14 protein-coding genes and 3 pseudogenes are annotated in these 19,301 nt (G+C 38.9%); 7 read left to right on the plus strand and 10 right to left on the minus strand.

The genetic code is table 11. The features are described 5' to 3' along the window. Positions 1 to 112 precede the first annotated feature (112 nt). The 4 genes from cotE to AC5WOC_RS03675 all read right to left on the minus strand — a co-directional run bounded on the left by cotE (position 113) and on the right by AC5WOC_RS03675 (position 3,508). Positions 113 to 667: an outer spore coat protein CotE gene (gene cotE, locus AC5WOC_RS03660; RefSeq protein ID WP_496054162.1), complete on the minus strand. Its 555-nt coding sequence runs from the start codon at positions 665 to 667 to the stop codon at positions 113 to 115. Between the two features lie 231 nt (positions 668 to 898). Further along, a complete protein-coding gene (locus AC5WOC_RS03665; protein ID WP_496054018.1) occupies positions 899 to 1,327 on the minus strand; it encodes a YlbF family regulator in 429 nt (142 codons plus the stop codon). Between the two features lie 12 nt (positions 1,328 to 1,339). Then, positions 1,340 to 2,827, minus strand: a complete 1,488-nt coding sequence (gene miaB, locus AC5WOC_RS03670; protein ID WP_496054019.1) for a tRNA (N6-isopentenyl adenosine(37)-C2)-methylthiotransferase MiaB — start codon at positions 2,825 to 2,827, stop codon at positions 1,340 to 1,342. A 165-nt stretch (positions 2,828 to 2,992) separates the two neighbouring features. After that, positions 2,993 to 3,508: a hypothetical protein gene (locus AC5WOC_RS03675; protein WP_496054020.1), complete on the minus strand. Its 516-nt coding sequence runs from the start codon at positions 3,506 to 3,508 to the stop codon at positions 2,993 to 2,995. Positions 3,509 to 3,660: 152 nt separating this feature from the next. Between AC5WOC_RS03675 and AC5WOC_RS03680 the strand changes: the two genes are divergently transcribed. Continuing rightward, positions 3,661 to 5,124 (plus strand): protein adenylyltransferase SelO, encoded by a 1,464-nt coding sequence (locus AC5WOC_RS03680; RefSeq protein WP_496054021.1) that lies wholly within the window; start codon positions 3,661 to 3,663, stop codon positions 5,122 to 5,124. Between the two features lie 113 nt (positions 5,125 to 5,237). Here the strand turns inward: AC5WOC_RS03680 and AC5WOC_RS03685 are convergent, their stop codons facing one another. Then, on the minus strand, positions 5,238 to 5,855 hold the full coding sequence (locus AC5WOC_RS03685; protein WP_496054022.1) for a flavin reductase family protein: 618 nt from the start codon (positions 5,853 to 5,855) through the stop codon (positions 5,238 to 5,240). 197 nt (positions 5,856 to 6,052) lie between these two features. Here AC5WOC_RS03685 and AC5WOC_RS03690 point away from each other — a divergent pair, with 197 nt between their 5' ends. Next, positions 6,053 to 6,439 carry a hypothetical protein gene (locus tag AC5WOC_RS03690; RefSeq protein ID WP_496054023.1) on the plus strand — a complete coding sequence of 129 codons (387 nt, stop codon included), beginning with the start codon at positions 6,053 to 6,055 and terminating at the stop codon, positions 6,437 to 6,439. 49 nt (positions 6,440 to 6,488) lie between these two features. Here the strand turns inward: AC5WOC_RS03690 and AC5WOC_RS03695 are convergent, their stop codons facing one another. Further along, a complete protein-coding gene (locus tag AC5WOC_RS03695; RefSeq protein WP_496054024.1) occupies positions 6,489 to 9,125 on the minus strand; it encodes a phosphoenolpyruvate synthase in 2,637 nt (878 codons plus the stop codon). Between the two features lie 173 nt (positions 9,126 to 9,298). On the opposite strand from AC5WOC_RS03695, the gene AC5WOC_RS03700 reads away from it, so the two are divergent. The 5 genes and pseudogenes from AC5WOC_RS03700 to AC5WOC_RS03720 all read left to right on the plus strand — a co-directional run bounded on the left by AC5WOC_RS03700 (position 9,299) and on the right by AC5WOC_RS03720 (position 16,585). Then, positions 9,299 to 10,696: a UbiD family decarboxylase gene (locus AC5WOC_RS03700; RefSeq protein ID WP_496054025.1), complete on the plus strand. Its 1,398-nt coding sequence runs from the start codon at positions 9,299 to 9,301 to the stop codon at positions 10,694 to 10,696. Positions 10,697 to 10,927: 231 nt separating this feature from the next. After that, positions 10,928 to 11,209 carry a hypothetical protein gene (locus tag AC5WOC_RS03705; protein WP_496054026.1) on the plus strand — a complete coding sequence of 94 codons (282 nt, stop codon included), beginning with the start codon at positions 10,928 to 10,930 and terminating at the stop codon, positions 11,207 to 11,209. Positions 11,210 to 11,489: 280 nt separating this feature from the next. Beyond that, a pseudogene (locus tag AC5WOC_RS03710) lies at positions 11,490 to 12,705 on the plus strand (cytochrome P450 family protein). 241 nt (positions 12,706 to 12,946) lie between these two features. Continuing rightward, on the plus strand, positions 12,947 to 13,858 hold the full coding sequence (rnz, locus tag AC5WOC_RS03715; RefSeq protein WP_496054163.1) for a ribonuclease Z: 912 nt from the start codon (positions 12,947 to 12,949) through the stop codon (positions 13,856 to 13,858). A gap of 189 nt (positions 13,859 to 14,047) precedes the next feature. Continuing rightward, positions 14,048 to 16,585, plus strand: coding sequence for a BclA C-terminal domain-containing protein (locus tag AC5WOC_RS03720; RefSeq protein ID WP_496054027.1), 2,538 nt, complete (start codon positions 14,048 to 14,050; stop codon positions 16,583 to 16,585). 148 nt (positions 16,586 to 16,733) lie between these two features. Here AC5WOC_RS03720 and AC5WOC_RS03725 read toward each other — a convergent pair whose 3' ends face one another. The 4 genes and pseudogenes from AC5WOC_RS03725 to AC5WOC_RS03740 all read right to left on the minus strand — a co-directional run bounded on the left by AC5WOC_RS03725 (position 16,734) and on the right by AC5WOC_RS03740 (position 19,186). Beyond that, positions 16,734 to 17,105, minus strand: coding sequence for a DUF192 domain-containing protein (locus AC5WOC_RS03725; protein WP_496054028.1), 372 nt, complete (start codon positions 17,103 to 17,105; stop codon positions 16,734 to 16,736). 215 nt (positions 17,106 to 17,320) lie between these two features. Continuing rightward, positions 17,321 to 18,064 (minus strand): MBL fold metallo-hydrolase, encoded by a 744-nt coding sequence (locus tag AC5WOC_RS03730; RefSeq protein ID WP_496054029.1) that lies wholly within the window; start codon positions 18,062 to 18,064, stop codon positions 17,321 to 17,323. Between the two features lie 292 nt (positions 18,065 to 18,356). Further along, positions 18,357 to 18,509, minus strand: a pseudogene (locus AC5WOC_RS03735) (phosphoribulokinase); the annotation flags it as partial. 124 nt (positions 18,510 to 18,633) lie between these two features. Beyond that, positions 18,634 to 19,186: pseudogene (locus AC5WOC_RS03740) on the minus strand (recombinase family protein). Between the last annotated feature and the right edge of the window lie 115 nt (positions 19,187 to 19,301).

Below are 19,301 nucleotides of genomic sequence, written 5' to 3' on the forward strand. Positions count from 1 at the left end.
TTGCCACTACCCATATCTTATGTAGATCTATGTTGTTGGGTTATTCAAAATAAAAGAAAAAGAAGGCTTATTCTTCCGCCTTCTCTAATCCCTAAATGAACACATCTGAGAATTAATCTTCTAAATCATCAATAATTAAATCAGGGTCTAACTCTTCAAATCCATCCTCTTCATTTTGGGATTGAAAAACAAAATCTTTATCATCCGTTTCCGCAAACTCAGCTGGATAACATGCTACGGTAACTTTGGTTTCTCCAACCAGTTCTACTACAAATTCTTTCTCCACTCTTATGATAACTGCATCTTGATTGGATGATATGGATGCTTCTACACAATTAGGGGATTGTGTAGCTGCTGCACTGACAGAGACGCTCAGCTCCTTTGTATGTGGGTCAAAGTAACTCAGTGGCACTTGATCTACATAACGTACTGTTTCTTTCATCACATCTGTTTTTGTATTTCCTTTGGTCGAGTACCATATGTTAATATCATAGCTACCTTGTACTTCGACCGCTTCCCCAACTTTTGCGGATTCAAACTGATGATTGATAACCCATGCCCCCAAGACATTGTGTACATGTTCAGGCGTTTCTACAGTGTGGGTTACATGTGAAAATTTACGCCCCTTCCCACATACTGCTTTTGTTATTATCTGACGATATTCCATTGCTCTATCTGTGTTTGGCACCTAAATTCCCTCCTCCAACGGTCGTTCAAAACCAGTGTATGCAGGGCATCTGCCTCGGGTGATAAAAACCCAATGACTTTTTTTAAAGCCGTACAAAATGATTTTGATCTTTTCTAATGTTTTACGCAAAAGAAATGAAAAGATGATAAAAATAAATAAATTATCATATTTAGGAAACAAAAAAAGGCAGGAGATTTCCTACCTTTTTCATCAACCTGTTTTTTTGTGCTTGTTTCCACACCCACATGCTCCGCCACTACCACAACCAGTGGCAACAATACCACCAGTTTCTACATCTAATTTTTTAGAGACGGTTTGAGCAATAACTCCTTGAATCAACTGCAACATATCATTCATTTCCACTTGTCGTTGTTGATATTCCATCACGATTGGTAAATGATCCAATTTATAATTTAATTGATCCAATTCTTTTTCCAATTGTTTCGTATACACTTCTTTGTGAAAATGTTTTGCATGCACTAATTCTTTTTGTTTCTTTTTTATTGTCTCAATAAGTTCTTGTACTGACTTACTTTGATTTACTTGCTGTTCCGCTAAATGAAACCGCTCCACTTCAAAGCTGCTTCGCACTTTATCAGCAAAATCAGAAGCTAGTTGTAAAACTTGATTTCCCAACATGTTATCACCATCCTAAGCTACTGGAGATTTTGAAATTTCTTCCATCCATTTGCCCTTTAATGTCCATGTTTGTGCTTTTTCAATGGATACATAAACCATTTTTCCAATTAAATGCTTCGGTCCTACAAAATTGACAAGTTTATTTGTACGGGTTCTACCTGAAAGCACATCAGGATTTTTTTTGCTTTCTCCTTCTACTAACACTTCTACTACTTGTCCTTCTAATACAGCATTTTTCTTTTTGCTGATTTCATTCAACACATCATTTAACTCTGCTAGTCGACGTTTTTTCACTTCCATAGAAACATTGTCTTTCATTTTTGCTGCAGGTGTTCCCTCTCTAGGTGAATAAATGAAGGTAAAAGCCATATCATATTCTACTTCTTTCACTAATGAGATCGTTTCAGCAAATTGTTCTTCTGTTTCACCAGGGAATCCTACAATAATATCGGTAGTCAGTACCACATCTGGAATTGCTTTTTTCAATTTTGCAACTAAATCGAGATAACGTTTGCGATCATATTTTCTTGCCATCAATTTTAACACTTCACTGCTGCCCGATTGAACAGGTAAATGAATATGCTCGACTAAATTGCCTTTTTTGGCTAAAACTTCAATTAAATGATCATCAAAATCTTTTGGGTGGCTGGTTGTAAATCGAACCCTAGGAATACCGATTTTCTGAACATCATCCATCAAATCTCCGAATAAGTAATGGATATCGTCAAAATCTTTTCCATATGCATTTACATTTTGTCCAAGTAGTGTAATTTCTTGATATCCTTGGCGAGCGAGATCACGAACTTCATTTAATACATCCTCTGGTCGGCGGCTGCGCTCTTTTCCACGGGTGTAAGGTACAATACAATACGTACAAAACTTATCGCATCCATACATAATATTAACCCAAGCTCGAAGACCGTCTGCTCTCACTTTGGGCATATTCTCTACTACGTCACCTTCTTTGGACCATACTTCCACAACCATCTCTTTGGACATCAGTGCATTGAACAATAAATGTGGCAACCGGTGGATATTATGTGTTCCAAAAATCAAATCTACATGCTGATGCTTTTGCAAAATACGAGAAACAACAGATTCCTCTTGTGACATACAACCGCAAACACCTAAAATAAGATCTGGTTTTTGCGTCTTTAGCGCTTTTAGCTTTCCAATGTGGCCAAATACCTTGTCTTCTGCATTTTCTCGAATTGCACAAGTATTTAATAAAATAATATCTGCATCTTCATGTGTCTCTGTACGGGAATAAGCCATCTGTTCTAAAATTCCTGCAATGGTCTCACTATCATGAACATTCATTTGACAGCCATATGTTTCAATCAAATACTTTTTATCTGTTCCAACATTCTGCATTTCTTCGGGAATTTCGTCAAATTGTAAAACTTGAATTTCTTCTTTCCCACGCTTCTTTGCTTCTCTTAGATCAGGAGCAACAAAGTATTTGCTATAATCTTTACTCATCTTTTCACCCTCTCTCATCAAAATATCTATAAATGAGTAGTTATCTGCATTGTAACTTGAACATTATATCGAAAATAGGCAGTTTCATCAAATAATTTGCATCGCAAACCTGTTTACAATAAAATAAATCAGACAACCGCCAGATTCTTTCTTCGAAAAAAACTGGCGGTTGATTAGTCTGCTCTACTGATAGTCAGGATAAGGATCGAGAAGTGCTTTTGCCGTTTCCTTAAAGGAAGGACGGTTTAGAAATGGTCTGATCTGCTTGGAGACATTTGCTACAAGTGTGTGCACGGACTGCTTTTCCCATTTGACGCCAACCTTTTTCGCAAATTTCTCCAAGGCCTGCTCCTGTACAAACAGCTGAATTTGACAAATACCGAGATGGAGCGCCAGCAGTGCTGCTCCCAACTTCAGCTTTTCCAAATCTGTCAGTACACGGAACTCATCAAACGCAATCAAGTATTCTTGCCAGTTGAAGTTCTGGTGAACCTCATTGGTACAAGTCTTCCTATGCTTCTCAATAGCATCGATGAATTTTTCAAGCAGTTCTTCTGATTCTGCCGAGTCTGCTGCATAAGCCTCCTTCATCTGATTCAGATGGGTTTGAAATTCAAGAAAACGCCAAGAAGCAGACACTCCCCGATCAGCGAAAAACAGACCATCGAGCTTCTTAATAATCCGCTCATGATCGTTCACAAATCCCCCTCGTATATAGAGCATACTTTTTCTCATCATACCACATCTAATTTTTCTTACATTCTTTTTCTTGATCCTGATATGTAATTCAACGAATGCATCTGATACCATAAGAAATAATATGCTTAACGACACAAAAAGGAAGGTTTATTATGATCGATCAATCAAAGATTGGATGGAACCTTAACAACAGTTATACTCAGTTGCCAAATTCCTTCTTTACCGAAGTGCATCCTACTCCTGTAAAAAATCCAGAGTTAGTTCTGTGGAATGAGTCACTAGCGGCGAATTTGGGGTTACATGCTATTGCATTAAATAAAAATGAAAGAGCACAAATTTTTTCAGGAAATCACCTTCCTGAAAATGCTAAGCCAATTGCACAAAGCTATGCTGGTCATCAATTTGGTCACTTTACCATGCTTGGTGATGGAAGAGCGATTCTAATTGGAGAACAAATTACTCCAACAGGGAAAAAATATGATATTCAGCTGAAAGGAGCAGGAAAAACTCCCTATTCGCGAGGTGGAGACGGCAGAGCGGCTCTGGGTCCAATGCTTCGTGAATTTATTATCAGTGAAGCAATGCATGCACTTGGCATCCCAACCACTCGCAGCTTAGCAGTATCCACTACAGGCGAAATGGTGATACGGGAGACTGAACTTCCTGGGGCTGTATTAACACGTGTAGCTTCTAGTCATCTACGAGTCGGAACATTTCAATTTGCAGCTAACTGGTGTTCCAAAGATGAACTTCAAACGTTGGCTGATTATGCAATTCAAAGGCATTATCCTGATATCGCTGATAAAAACAATCGTTACCTTTCTTTTCTGCAAAAAGTCTGTGAAAATCAAGCAATACTTATTGCTCAATGGCAACTTATTGGTTTTGTTCATGGTGTAATGAATACCGACAACATGACAATCAGTGGAGAAACCATCGATTACGGACCTTGTGCTTTTCTTGACAACTATGATCCCGATACCGTATTTAGTTCTATTGACTATCAAGGAAGATATGCCTATAAAAATCAACCTTCGATCGCCGCGTGGAATCTTGCTCGATTTGCAGAAACAATTTTGCCATTATTAGATGAAAATCAAGAAAAAGCAATTGAAATCGCGCAACAAGTGATTTCTGATTTCCCAAAGTTATACTATTGTTACTGGTTGATAGGAATGAGAAAAAAACTTGGTATATTTACTGCAGAGGAAAAAGATATCTCTATAATTGAAAAACTTCTCCAAATGATGAAAAAATATAATGCAGACTATACCAATACATTCCGTTCCCTAACACTAGATTGCATGAATGATCAAAAAATATTTCAAACGGAAGAATTTGCAACATGGCATAAGCAATGGGAAAATCGGCTAAAAAACCAAGATGAATCAAAAAATGATTCCCATCAATTGATGAAAAACAATAATGCAGCTATTATCCCACGAAACCATCGTGTCGAGGAAGCACTAGAAGCAGCAGGTAATAATAACGATTACAATGTTTTCAATAACCTTCTTCGTGTACTGAAAAATCCGTATGCTTACTCAGCAGAACAAGAAGAATATGCAAAAACATCCGATAACACTGCACGATATGTAACCTTTTGCGGTACGTAAACTCACCCCAAAAAATAGTGTAATTAGAAAATAACTGGCAGTTTCTTTATTGTCACATATATCCAATGAATGGAAAAAGACAGAAGGAATCTGTCTTTTTTTGTTTCATAACATTATTTATTTACAACAAAGGATTCTCCAAATTTTAGATAACGATTTCCTGCTGATCTACCTACAGGCTGTAAATTTTCAGACAAAATATATTTTTTTTCATCATCATATACCTCTTCACTGAAATGATAACAGACCACTCTGACAAGCAGGAAATCCATTACATTTTCCCCATGATCGTTTTTTATTGGTATATGTTGTTCGAGTCTACATTCAAAACGAACACGTGACTCTTTAATACCAGGTACAGAAACAATGTCACTTTGAACCACAGAGAAATTTGTCAAATCCAGTTCACTTTTACCTGGATGAAGAAAAACACTAGTTTTATTTATCTCGTCTATGATTGATTCATCACAAATGTGAACGACCAGTTCCTTATTTTCAATAATATTTCGAGCTGTATCTTTCATTTGACCATTCTCATTGTATCCAATCGAAAGCGAAAGCAAAGGTGGATCAGAAGAAACCGCATTAAAATAACTAAAAGGAGCTGCATTAATAACTCCATTAATGGTTGATAGTGTTGTAACAAAGGCAATGGGACGAGGGATGATTGAACCACTCATCAACTTATAATTTTCTTGAACAGAAATATCATTTGGATAAATTTTATACATACTTCCACCTACCTTAAGTGCATTCTTGAAACAAATAATTACCACACTTTCCTAAGATCAAAAATTTCATTTCTCCAAAGATTATTGTAACAAGGATTAACTACTTGCACTACTATTAAAAATCATTCCACGTGGATGATTCTTTTTATTAAATAAATTATAATAAAATTGTCAATATTCACTCCTAGAGGAGAGCTATGATCAAGGTTGCAGAAATTCAGAAGTTGCAGGCAAAACTTAAAAAGAATCAGCATAAAAGTATAGACGTTGATACAGTAATCTCGATTATCGATTACATGGAGAGTATCGCAAAACAAATAAACAGCGGAATTGTACGGCTACTGGAAGAGAAAGCGAAACTAAAAAAAGAAAAGACAAAAAACATTGCACTGCATGAAACCATGGTGTTGATCTATCTTCATCTCTATTTTACCGCTGATGATATGGATTACGTCGACACTCCTAAAATTATACTTGAGATGAGAGCACTCAAAAGGGAAGACAAAAATAAGCCTGTTAGCTGCTTTGTAGGTTATGTCATTACTTCTTATCTGCTAGAACTTGCGAAAAAGATCAACTCGTAAGCTTTAGATCGAAAAAATACGAGGTAACCTAGGTTACCTCGTACTCCCCTTACTCTAATATTTCCACATAACCTTGTGTACCGTCTACTCTAATCAGTTGCCCATTTTCTATTTTCTGTAATGCATCCGTAACTCCTACAACCGCTGGGATGCCATATTCTCGAGCAACAACTGAGCCATGGGTCATTAACCCACCGACCTCCGTTACTAAGGCAATTGCAGATTGAAACAGGGGTGTCCATCCTGGATCAGTAAAAGGAGCAACAAGTATTTCCCCTTCATGCAACTCGGCTTGCTCTGGTGATCGAACAATCCGAGCTTTGCCTTCTACTATTCCTGCAGATACACCTGTACCTGTCAGAGCATTTTTCGGGAAATCTCCTTCTTTTTTTATAGGAGTCACCGCTTCTCCTTCACTGGTAAACACGCGAGGCGGTGCAAGTTTTTGCTGTTGAATAAACTCTTGTTTGCGAAAAACAATCATTTGATGAAGCTCATTTATTTTTTCGCCATTTGCTAACTGAATAATCTCTTGTAACGATAAATAATATACATCTTCGTGATGAATAATTATTTTTTGTTCAACTAAAATCTCTGTTTGTTGCATAATTTCTATTTTACATAAGTCTAGAATGGAAATAAGAAAATATTTATGATGTTCTCTGAGCGCTCCTAGATTCCGATAAAGTTTAATTAGTCGCTTCATAACTTTGTATCGAATTGGATGTTTGCGTAACTGATTTAAAATGACTTCTTCTGTTTTTTGGGCCTCTTGTTCTCCTAGAAGGAATTTCCTGCGATGTTCCCCTTTCTTTACACTTCGCATATGTCCGAGTATTGCTGGTACTAATAGAGTCGGTTTTTCTCGCCATCTTGGTTTGGTAATATCAATTTCACCAGGACATCTCCTTCCGAATCGCTTCAAAAACAAATCAAAAGATCGGTGAAATTCCAATCCCTTATCCACTTCATCCAATTTTTTAAAGAAAGTAGTATCCTCTGCTTCTTCTAGATATTTCACTACTTCCGGCATGGATCGAAGCTCATCTGCTAAATCACCAATTTCTAAACCCATTTCACTCGATATGTTTCCTTTGTATGACTGACTCAATTTTTGAAAAGCGTTCTCATCATTTACCCATAATCGCAAATATTTTTTCAGTTGATTAGCTGTTAATAGAAATGGAGCAATAAAAGGAAAGAGATTTTGAAAAATAGTTAACAAAGAAGTAGACAGCATTTCTTGCATTTTCTGCAGCTTTTCTACTCCTTGTAATGGAGCTAGACTATTTCTCCATATCGCAAGTTGTTCATTCATGTACGTCTCGACTTTTTCTTTTGCAAATTCAGGATTGTTCCAAAAAAGGTTTCCAACGACCTTCGTTAAAACCGGAGAAATATTTTTTCTCACTGATCTGCCAAGACCGGGTTTCGGAGGAATAGCTACAAATGAAGGTCGCTTGATTACTTCTTGCAAAGAAACAGCCATAGAATGATCCATATTTGTTAAAATTTTAGGAATCATCTTTCGAGCTAGAGGATACCGCAACAAATCGGATGGATTAACAAACAGCCTTCCTCCTGCAGGAAAAATGTAGCTGCTGACAGTACTCCCATCTTCTTTTCCAAAGGGAAAAATAGTTTGGAAAATGGATTGCCCCAATGGCTTTATCGGTTCCGTCATCATCTGGATATGGCCAAATGAAAGAAAGACTTGTAATGGTTTAGATCTCATAGGAGGTATTGGATAAAGCGAAGTGATAGGTCTACTCTGTACAACAAAAATTTCATCGTTTTCGATACAAAATTCAATATCTTGTGGTGAACCAAAATACTTCTCGATTCGTTTTCCCAGTGCTGCCAGTTCAATAATTTTTTGATCGGAGAGTACCTGTTTATCTTGAATGTCATTTGGGACCGAAAAAATTTTGGTCCCTCCTTTTTGTAAACTTTTGATCATGACTTTTTTGGAAGAAATTTTTTTACTAATGATTTCTTCCTGTTTCACTTGGTATAAATCAGCAGTAACTAAGCCAGAAACCAGTGCTTCCCCTAATCCGTAGCTAGCATCGATCGAAGAAACAAAGCGATTTCCATTTACAGGGTCAGCAGTAAATAAAATTCCTGAAATTTCAGGTTGAATCATCCTTTGTACAACAACAGACAAAAATACCTCTCGGTGATCAAACCCATTCTTCGTTCGATAAGCAATTGCTCTATCTGTAAACAACGAAGCCCAGCATTTGCGAACTGCCTGCAATAAAGCAGTATTTCCTTTTATATTCAAATAGGTATCCTGCTGACCAGCAAAAGAGGCTGTTGGTAAATCTTCAGCAGTTGCGCTCGATCGAACTGCATAAGAAAAACTTTCTCCAATCGTTCTCCATGCAGTTATTATTTCTTGTTCTAATTGGGGTGGGATTGGCAAGTTCTCGATATACATACGAATTTGCTGCCCTAATTCCTTCAACTGATTCAGGTTATTGAGATTTACTTTGGAACATTTATCTAACCAATTCGCCATCTCATCGGAATCGATCACTGCACGGTATGCTGATGTAGTAATACAAAAACCCGGCGGTACAGGAAACCCAGCAGTTTTTAATATACCTAGGTTTGCTCCCTTACCGCCAACATCTTTAAGACTATCTTTATGAATATCTGAAAAAAACAGGACGTTATTCATTCGACTTCCTCCTGTTACAACTAATAAATGATTTATCTTTACTCTAATCGATTTCACTAAATATGTAAAGTGAGTACTCACTTTTTTATTCTCTTCCTTTTTTCTATATCATTTCGTTTTAAATAGGCTATAATTTAGATAAATTTATATTCTATGTAAATAGAAGGGATAATATGACAGAAAAACATACGAACAAAAAGTGGAATCTTGCTAACCTTCAAATGCATGATTTACAACAAATCATTGCTTATCTCAGACAAGAAGGACTGCTTACATCGGTTAAAACTCCTGTGAATCGTATTCATGAAATGGCTGGGATTGCCAAAAGGCTGGAAGGTGGAAATGCGCTTTTCTTTGAACATGTCACTCCCCATTTGGCTCCTATTTTTACAGGTCTATATTGGAACCGAGATGTGCTAGCACGACTATTTCAAGTAAAACCGGAACGCTTACCTTTCGTAATGGCAGATGCAATTAAAAACTGGCAAGAAAATCCGATAGCCCCTGTAATCAACGTTTCCGGACCGGCAAACGAAATTATCCATAAAAATGAACCCGATCTTTTGCAGCATATTCCTATCCCTACACAGGGGCTGAATGAAGGAGGCCCTTACCTCACTTCAAGTATTGTTATAGCAAAAGATCCAGAGACAGGTGTTCGAAATACTTCTATCCATCGTTTTATGGTGTCTGGTCCAAATCGATTAACCATGCAGTTAGATATGGGAAGACATTTGCGGAATTATTATGAACGTGCAGAAAAAATGGGACAACCATTAGAAATTACAATCAATAATGGAGTTAGTCCAGCCGTGCATATTGCAGCAGTAACACCAAGTAGTGCCGCACAAATAGAAGAAGACGAATTAGGAATTGCCAGTACGATTTTAGGTAAACCTCTTTCTTTATTGCGATCACAAACCGTCGAAGTAGAAGGAATAACAGATGGACAATATGTTATTGAAGGAGAAATTTTACCTGAAGTCCGAGAATCAGAGGGTCCTGCTGCTGAAGTAACGGATTACTATGCCAAACAAGATAATCGTTGGGTCGTGCATGTAAAAGCTGTCACCCGCAGAGAAAAACCGATATACCATACCATCATCCCTGGAAGAGAAGTGTACAATGCAGTTGGATTAATGGCAGAAGCTAGTATTTTTCATCAAGTATCTCGACTTGTTCCCGATGTCACAGGTGTATTCCTATCTTATGGTGGATGCGGATTTTATCATGCTGTTGTACAAATAAACAAAAAAGCGGAAGGCGTGCAAAAAAACGCGATTCTTGCCACCTTTGCTTCTTTTTCATCCCTCAGGCGAGTAACAGTTGTGGATGAAGATGTTAACATTTATGATCCTATCGATGTAGAATGGGCGGTTGCAACTAGGCATGATCCAGTGAAGGACGTGATTATCATTCCTGATGCCATCGGTCATGAACTCAACCCGATGACCCAAAGCGGGACGGTGAATAAAATTGGTGTAGATGCAACAGCACCATATCCCCGTCCTCAACGCTTTAAACGCATCAGTTTGCAAAAAGTCGATCTAAGTAAATATGATTTTTCTTAACAGGAATTAGATTTATGATATTAAACTGTAGAAAAAGTCAAAAAGACATTTACTCTTTTTTTATTGAACAAAAAACTTGTCGATTACGTCGTTATTTGTTCTGTATAAATAAATTTGCTATAAATGAATTAGCATTATTAATTAGAAAAATAACTTACTCTCACTAGAAAACATATACGATTCTCTGATAATATAATTTTGAAGCGATTCATTCGACTAAGGAGTTCCTTCGTGGACATCAACAAGAAGACAAACCCGGTTACGGTCACTATTACATCTGTTGACTGGAATACTTGGAAGAACGACAAGACCAAGTGGAACAAGGATGATGAAATGACCGATACTAAGGTGCAGGCACCCGATGGGTCTTGGCTCTGGTGTAACTTTAACAAGGACGGCAGCCTCGTCATCACGTGTCGGCGCGGTGGTAATGTAAATCGCCACTATGACATCGTTCCTAAGGGTGATGAGAAGGTTGTTGCCAATGTAAAGTTTGTTAATCAGCGAAGTTGATCTCTAGACAATAGTTAATAACAATTAATTCTATGAATCACTAAGTTTTTCTTGATGAAAAACTTCTATCGCCTGAGTCTACCTTAGACTCAGGCGATCTGTTTCTATTGGTTTTACCAATGTGGATTCAGCAGAGCTGAATAGAAGTTAAACTCCTGTTTTTATTATTCATTGCAAAAATCAAATTTTGACCCAATGGTCAAAATTTGAGATAAGATAAACTTACAACCCTTTGACCATGTGGTCGATCATGTGCATTAGAAAAAAAGGAGAAACCAAAATGAAACAAATCACGAGTAATGATTTTATTTCACCTGAAAAAATGAAAGATTTTTTTCTTTCTACCATCAAATGCAAGATCACTCCGAACCAATTATCCAAATAGAAGATTTTTTTGGTTTGGGTCCATCTTGGCTTGTATATCAACATGAGGATATTACTTCTATCTTAAAAGATAATCGATTTGTAAAAGATATGCGCAAATTTGCTCCTGTACAGAAAACGGAAAATTCGAGTAGTTCAGCATCAAAGATAGTGGAATGACTAAAAAATATGCCAAATATGCTTAACGTTGATCCTCCTGATCATACTCGTTTACGTCGACTAGTCTCCAAAGCTTTCACCCCTAAAATGATTGAAGAATTGCGACCACGTATCCAACAGATTGCTGACGAACTACTGGATAAAGTGAAGAACAAAGGCCAGATGGATCTTATTGCTGACTTTGCTTTCCCATTGCCTATTCTTGTAATTTCCGAGATGCATGGGGTTCCTACAAAAGATCGTTATAAGTTTCGAGAGTGGACCTATACCCTGTCTCAAGCAGCTTCAAAACCAGATCAGACAGGTCGTTTCCGATACTCTTGAACAATACATCCAGTACATTAAACAATTAATAGCCCACAAACGGGAAAATCCTAGTGATGATGTAACAAGCTGTTTAGTCCAAGCTTATGATGCTGGAGATAAACGAAGCGAACAGGAACTGATTTCCACCATTTGGGTACTTATTACTGCAGGCCACGAGACAACAGTAAATCTAATTGCAAACGGAACACTATCTTTGTTACAAAATCCAAATCAACGGAAGTTACTTTAGAAAAAACCTTTGTTGTTGCCATCAGCAATCGAAGAGCTGTTGCGTTTTTGAAGTCCAGTGATGTTGATGAGTAGAATTGCTGGAGAAGATCTCGAATTTTTAGAAAAAAAGATTCGAAAAGGAGAAAATATTGTGATGTCCATTGCTGCAGCCAACCTAGACTCTAGAAAATTTCTAATCCTGAGCAATTAGATATCACACGAACAGAAAAGGATTCCCTTGCCTTTGGTAATGGAATTCACCACTGCTTAGGAGCCCTACTTGCCTTTTTGGAAGGGCAAATTGCATTTGGCACACTTTGTTAAACCGCTTACCTTATTTACAACTGGCTATCGAATTCGAAAAATTGACGTACAACTATAGTACTTTGCGTTCACTTGTTAGTTTGCCAGTATGATTTTAAAAAAATAAAATATATCTTTCGGATGCAAATGGATTCATTCCTCTTGCCATCACAATTCTAGCATCCACCTTATTACATCTTGAAATAGAGTTGTATTTAATGATGTAATCATAAACGGTCTGTTTTTTTAAGATAGATAAATGATTACAATTGAGGGCTTTGTCAATGGAAAAAGAAACAAATTGTTGTTACAATACAGGATAATATCATGAATAAGGAAAGAGACTGTTTAGCTATGAAACTATATTTTTTAGGAACAAGTGCTGGTGTCCCTTCCACCATTCGAAACGTATCATCTTTGGCACTAATCTTACCTGAGTATCATGGTGATATTTGGCTATTTGATTGTGGTGAAGGAACTCAACATCAAATTATGAAATCTCCCATTAAACTGAGTAAAATTAGCCGGATTTTCATCACGCATTTACATGGTGACCATATTTATGGATTACCTGGTTTACTTAGTACACGTTCTTTTCAAACAGATTCGCCCATCACCATATACGGGCCAAAAGGGATAGAAGAATTTGTACAAACTACCCTTGCCATCAGTGAAACACATGTCAGCCATCGTATTAATTATATAGGAATAGAAGACGGTATGACATTAAACGAAAACCATTTTACTATCCACATAAAAATACTCGAACATCGAATTGATTGTTTTGGATATCGTATCGAAGAAAGTGAAAAACCTGGAAAACTAAATACAAAAAAATTAATCGCGGAAGGGGTAAAACCTGGACCAATCTTTCAACGGTTTAAAAAAGGAGAAGTTGTAACATTAGCCGGTGGTAGAAAATTAGATGGAAAACATTTTATCGATCCTCCCACACCTGGGAAAATTATTACGATCTTAGGCGATACACTCCCTTGCGAAAATAGTATTCTATTAGCTAAAAATGCTGATCTATTAATTCACGAAGCTACACAACTTCATGAACTGCAAGATAAAGCATCTCAATACTTCCATTCTACAACTACCCAAGCTGCCACCATTGCTAAAGAAGCTGGAACAAAACAACTAATCATAAATCACTTAAGTCCTCGTTATCATGAAGTTATGGAAGAGACTTTGATAGAAGAAGTAAGAAGTATTTTTCCAAATGCTGAGATAGCAAACGAACACCAATTCTATGAAATTTAAAAAACAAGAGGGGCAATAGATTTTCGAAAGACGAGAAACAAGAAAAGTTATATCATTTTACATCATTTACTACTTGTACTATTCATTGTAACTAGACCTTACCTCAAAAAAGGCTTAGATAACAGCTTATATCCCTCCCATTAATTCCCTCACTTTCATATACTTTACTAGAGTAGAAAGAGAGGAGAGTTGATCTTTATAACAAACAACAAAAAAATAAATAAAAAATGGGCTGCAGCCTTTGAATCATGGATAAATGATGATAGTACAGCTCCATTTGAAAATTGTAATTCTCTACCGTGCCAACCCATTATCCCATTCCCTTGTTGTATAGGGCCAAAAGGGCCTACTGGCTCTACTGGACCAATCGGACCTAGAGGAGTAACTGGGGCTACTGGGGCTACTGGGGCTACTGGGGCTACTGGGCCTACCGGCTCTACCGGGGTCACGGGAACTACTGGGGCCACTGGCGTTACCGGAGCTTCTGGAGCTACCGGCTCTACTGGGACTTCTGGAACTACTGGAGCTACTGGGACTTCTGGAACTACTGGAGCTACCGGGACTACTGGAGCTACCGGAACTACTGGAGCCACGGGAACTACTGGCGTTACCGGAACTACTGGAGCCACGGGAACTACTGGAGCCACGGGAACTACTGGCGTTACCGGAACTACTGGAGCCACGGGAACTACTGGAGCCACGGGAACTACTGGAGCCACGGGAACTACGGGAGCTTCTGGGACTACCGGAGCCACGGGAACTACTGGAGCTTCTGGGACTACCGGAGCTTCTGGAACCACTGGGACTACCGGAACCACTGGGACTACCGGGGTTACGGGAACCACTGGGACTACCGGAACTACTGGAGCCACGGGAACTACTGGAGCCACGGGAACTACTGGAGCTTCTGGGACTACCGGAGCCACGGGAACTACTGGAGCTTCTGGAACTACGGGAGCCACGGGAACTACGGGAGCCACGGGAACTACGGGAGCCACGGGAACTACTGGAGCCACGGGAACTACGGGAGCCACGGGAACTACGGGAGCTTCTGGGACTACTGGAACTACGGGAACCACTGGGACTACCGGAACTACGGGAACCACTGGGACTACCGGAACTACGGGAACTACTGGCGTTACCGGAACTACGGGAGCCACTGGGACTACCGGAACTACGGGAACCACTGGGACTACCGGAACTACGGGAACTACTGGCGTTACCGGAACTACGGGAGCCACGGGAACTACTGGAGCCACGGGAACTACTGGAGCCACTGGGACTACCGGAACCACTGGGACTACCGGAACTACGGGAACCACTGGGACTACCGGAACCACTGGGACTACCGGAACTACGGGAACCACTGGGACTACCGGAACCACTGGGACTACTGGAACTACGGGAACTACTGGCGTTACCGGAACTACTGGAGCCACGGGAACTACTGGAGCCACGGGAACTACTGGAGCCACGGGAACTACTGGAGCTTCTGGGACTACCGGAGCTTCTGGAACTACTGGAGCTTCTGGGACTACCGGAGCTTCTGGAACTACGGGAGCCACGGGAACTACTGGAGCTTCTGGGACTACCGGAGCTTCTGGGACTACCGGAGCCACGGGAACTACTGGAGCCACGGGAACTACTGGAGCTTCTGGGACTACCGGAGCTTCTGGAACTACTGGAGCCACGGGAACTACTGGAGCTTCTGGGACTACCGGAGCTTCTGGAACTACTGGCGTTACCGGAACTACTGGAGCTTCTGGGACTACTGGGCCTACCGGAACTACGGGAACTACTGGAGCTACGGGAACTACTGGAGCTACGGGAACCACTGGGACTACCGGAACTACGGGAACCACTGGGACTACCGGAACTACTGGAGCCACGGGAACTACTGGAGCCACGGGAACTACTGGAGCTTCTGGAACTACTGGAGCCACGGGAACTACTGGAGCCACGGGAACTACTGGAGCCACGGGAACTACTGGAGCTTCTGGAACTACTGGAGCCACGGGAACTACTGGAGCTTCTGGAACTACTGGAGCCACGGGAACTACTGGAGCCACGGGAACTACTGGAGCCACGGGAACTACTGGAGCCACGGGAACTACTGGAGCCACGGGAACTACTGGAGCCACGGGAACTACTGGAGCCACGGGAACTACTGGAACCACGGGAACTACTGGAACCACTGGGACTACCGGAACCACTGGGACTACCGGAACTACGGGAACCACTGGGACTACCGGAACCACTGGGACTACTGGAACTACGGGAACTACTGGAGCCACCGGCTCTACTGGGGCTACTGGAACGGCTATAACAGCGAACTTCGGTTTTGCTGCGAATACCTCAGGAGCATCTATTGCGGTAATATTAGGAGGAACAGTCGTCCCTCTTCCTGATGCACAAAATTTATCACCAGATATTACAGTAAATGGATCAAATACAATATTTACTATAGCTCAAGGAGGAAGTTACTATATTTCTTATGGCGTTCATTTAACAGCTAGTTTATTACTAGGTTCAAGATTAATTGTTAATGGTTCACCTTTAACACAATCTGTAATTGCCCCAGCCGTTAGCGCTTCCAGTTTTAATACAGATACCATTGTTACATTATCAGCAGGAACAACCATTTCACTTCAATTGTTCGGTCTATTAGGAACAGCTGTTCTCGTTACGGGCGCAGGAGCTACTTTATCAATCATAAGAATAGCTTGACCACTCCGCATGGCTAAAGCAGTGGGATATCTTGGGTAATCCATGGAGTTTAATATCTTCTCTGTTTTCACATAAGAAAAAACTTCTCATATCTAGAGAAGTTTTTTCTTTACCCAAAAGAGGCGATATAACATAAAATAACATTTCATCATACTTTATTTCTATTATTATTGCTGATTGGTTTTTCCCAGTACCATTTTTCACCAACTTGAATCATGCAACTTTGAATAGTTCCCGAATCAAATTCTATTACATGTGATGCTTTTTCATAATAACCACCATAACGATTTGGCATCACATTTTCTTCGATTGCAATAATATCACCACTTTGATGTAGATAGACGATATCGATCGGAAACTTCATTTGAAATGTATGAACCATTCTTCCACCCATGAGAAACATTCCATTACCTGCTGAATTTCTCCCAAGAAGTCCTTTCAGTAGTTCTTGTTCTGTTATGGCCAACTCCATTTTACGAAAAAAATTTCGAAATCGATAAACATCTAACCATCTTTTCAATTCTTGCCCTCCTCTCTAAAGCTATTTACATAATAGCCGCAAATATCTGTTACAATTACTTTTATTGTATTTTTTTTGAAAATTTTTCTCTTGTACATTATTAGTAATTGTATTTATTATTTATTTACTAGAAAATTCAAATCGATTTTGATAACCGAGTTAACTGCACTCAAAGCAAAATCAACTAAACTCCGACATCGGAATTCAGTTGATACTTAAAGCTTGATTTGCAAGCCAATTTGTGCAATTTGACACTTACCATTAAAATGTGTAGTTACTTCATCAAAAATTTGCTTTTTATCGTAGAAGGGATACAGATGTGTGACAAGTAATTGTTTCACTTTGAGTCTATTAGCTATTTCTGCTGCTTGATAAGTGGATAAATGATGTTTTGCATCATGCGGCATATTCGTTTGTAAATATGTCGCTTCACAAATAAATAGATCAGGAGATTTATTCATCGCATTCCAATCCGTCTCGTAACCACAATCTGCTCCATATAAAATAGTATGTTCATTATCCTTTATTTCCAATGCATAACACGGAACACTATGTTTGGTAAGATAGGTGCGGAGTTTTGTGTGTTCATCTATTTGAATGGTACTTTCTTCATTTAATTCATGAACTTCTATGTGGTCGTGGTAAGACAATTTGCGATACCAATCTTTTGGAGTTAATGGTGAATAGACTGGCAACGATGATTTTCTCAGACCTTGTTTTCTGGCCACCATCAAGGCATATTGAAGCACAAAAAAATCAGCGATATGATCATGATGCAGATGTGAGAGTACTACCATATCCAGCTCGTAAGGAGGAAAATATCTAATAAGCTGTGCCAACACACCACTTCCACAATCAAGTAATATCCTTTTTCCTGACTTTGTTGTAATCAAATACCCTGGTGTTGCTCCCTCTGCTGCTGGAAAAGGGGAATAACATCCCAGTACCGTTAATTCCATTGGTTTGCTCCTTTTTTATTGAACATCAGAAATAGTAACATCACTAAGAATAGAGTCTAGTTAGGCGATGGTTGCGAGCCACTAGATGCGTACAGCAAAGAATTAGCGATCAAGGACTCATGAAATAATTATGTTTGTGAAACAAACTTGTTTTCTATAGTTCTTTCATGCATATTAGCATTTGTTATGATCAAAAGAGTTCATCTCATCCATTATTGGGTAAATTACACTTCATCGTTCAATTGCTGGTTTTACTCCTTGATTATTTGCATTTTATCGGAAGCTTCGATAAATCTAAACCAGCTCTAACCATCTGAACATCTCTTTCTAAAGAAGACAAATGATGCGCTGATGGATGGCAAGCCGTCATTTTATAACGATGAGTTTCATTCTGATATGTATAGTCGATGATTGCATGCTTTCGTAGGTTTGAGCTAACAATATATCTTTTCATCATATATTTTGAGCCAATTTATGATTTCTTGTAATTACTTATCCATCACTCTCTCCCTTTTACTGATATACTCCTCTTGTTTACTTATATGATATCGAAATATTCTTCCTTTTTATTATACATGAATTCGATTTATTGCCCTATATAGAGAATCTTGAGATATTCTTGTTACTGAAACAATCTCTTTAACAGAATATTCTTTGCTGTCATACTTCCGAAGTGCAACAGTGAGCTTTTCTTTGTCTAGCTTGGGTCTACCTAATGTTTTTCCACGCTTTTTACTTGCTTCGAGTCCTTCTTTTACTCTCTAAGCAATAAGATATCTTTCTAATTCAGTAATTACGCACATCATTTGGAACATCGCTTTACCTGTAGAGGTCCTTGTATCCATATTTCCCTTTAAAGAAATGAATTGAAATCCTACCTCTTCCAACTGTTGAATAATGCTGAGGATATCCAATGTTTTACGTCCTAAACGAGAAATACTCTCTACTACAACTGTATCACCATTCCTGAATATATCAAAAAGTTGATGAAGACCTTTTCAATTTTTGATAGTACCAGTAAACTTCTCTATTACTATTTTTTGCAATCATATTCAGAAAGAATACGAATTTGACGATCTATGTTTTGGTCAACAGTAGAAACATGCCATACCCAATAATCATATGGAACCTTCAGTAAACTTGTATATTTTTATTTTACGTTTACTGCTTCACTTGTCTTTGATTTTATTAGCATTATCTTTTCCCGAAAATAATTACCAAAAAGATTACCAATAAC

This window comes from Shimazuella sp. NTD247, from assembly GCF_059510415.1.